Source organism: Pseudomonas fluorescens (assembly GCF_005938625.1).
GTDB lineage: Bacteria > Pseudomonadota > Gammaproteobacteria > Pseudomonadales > Pseudomonadaceae > Aquipseudomonas > Aquipseudomonas fluorescens_BD.
This window is the reverse complement of sequence record NZ_VCNJ01000084.1, coordinates 1-1,575: the sequence shown is the minus strand read 5'-3', so window position 1 is coordinate 1,575 and position 1,575 is coordinate 1. Positions and strand designations below refer to the sequence as shown.

General features: G+C 63.4%; 1 pseudogene. It reads right to left on the bottom strand.

Annotated features, from left to right (window positions below):
- Nucleotides 1-1,575: pseudogene (locus tag FGA82_RS29750) on the bottom strand (RHS repeat protein); the annotation flags it as partial.

The following is a 1,575-nucleotide window of genomic DNA, read 5'->3' as shown; positions in this document are numbered from 1 at the left end:
GTAGCCGTAGGTGCGCTGGCCGTGGCGAGTGTCGGCGATGTGCGCGAGATTGCCGTTGGCGTTGTAGGCATAATCGCGGCGGTACAACGCATCGCGCTGATGGCCTACGGCGTGGGCGAGTAATCGTCCTTGATCGTCGTAGGTATATTCGCTGAGCAGCAGGCCCTGCTGGCGTTGCCGTTCGCGTCCGGACTGGTAGACGTGACGGGTCAGCGGCGTGCCGTTGAGGTCGATGTCGGTCAGCGCGCCGCCCTTGGCGTGGCGGTAGTCGAGCACGCTGTTGTCCGGCAGGCGCATGCGCTTGAGCTGGCCGCAGGCGTCGTAGCGGTAACGCAGGGTGCCCCAGCCTTGATGCTCGGTGATCAAGCGGTTCTGGCGGTCGTACTCGAAGGCCAGCGGGTGTTGCTGGCCGTCGTCGACCCCGATCAAACGACCGAGTCGGTCGTATTGGTAGGTGACCTTGATCCCGTCGGGCAGGGTTTTGACCAGAAGGCGCCCGGCAGCATCGCGCTCATAAGCAGTGACTAACTGAGAGCCGTCATCACCGAACTCGGTCTTCTCCAGCAGATGGCCGTTGAGGTCATAGGCGTACGCGGTGCGGCGGCCGTCAAAACCGCTTTCCTGACGAATCAGCCCGGTCGGGGTGTAATCGAGCCGATACTTTTCCCCCGATTCGTTTTCGATCTCAGTGAGCAGCAGCTGCGCATGGTCGTAGCGGTACTGCACCCGCGTGCCGTCGGGGTTGATCCGCCGCGAAACCAGGTGCAGGTCGTCGTCGTATTCGTAACGGGTGATGCGCCCGAGTTCATCGCGCTCGGCGGTGACCTGACCGTAGGCGCCGTAGCTGTAGGCGCGGGTCGCACCGTCAGGAAATGTCGTCTGAATCAGTCGGCCAAGCGCGTCCCAATGCTGACGGGTGACCGCACCGTGTTCGTCGGCAGTGGTGGTCCGTCGCCCCAGCGCATCGTAGGAAAAACGCCGCACGCCGCCATCGGGCAAGGTCTCTTCGGTCAACTGGCCGAGGCTATTCCAGACCAACCGATGCCGACTGCTGTCCGGGTAGCGAATCGACAGCAACTGTCCCCGGGTGTCGTAGTAGTAATGGGTGAGCTGACCGTCGGGATCGACCGCTTCGGTGACATCGCCCTCGGCATTGCGCCGGTAGATCCACACCGCCTCGCCGCGAGAGCGTTTGTGCAGGAAACCGTTGCGATATTCGTAGGACGTGGGCGCCTCGTCCGGTGGAATCAGCGCCACCAGCCGTCCGACCTCGTCGTAGCGGTATTCAGTGACGGCGCCTAACGCATCCTGCTCGGCAATCAAACGCCCCGAGGAGTCATAGGCCTTGAGCTGTTCGCCGCCATCCGCCGAGACTTTGCGCACCAACCGCGCACGCTCATCGTGAACGTAGGTCTCTTCGGTGCCGTCGACGTAATGCACCGCCACACTGCCGTCGTCCGCCCAGACGTAACGCGTGTCCATCTGCGAGAACGATGCCCAGTGACGCACGCAACGGGCCGCCTTGCCGGAGCGTTCCCACTCCCAAAAGAAACTCGCGCCGCCGGCCAGTTGCCG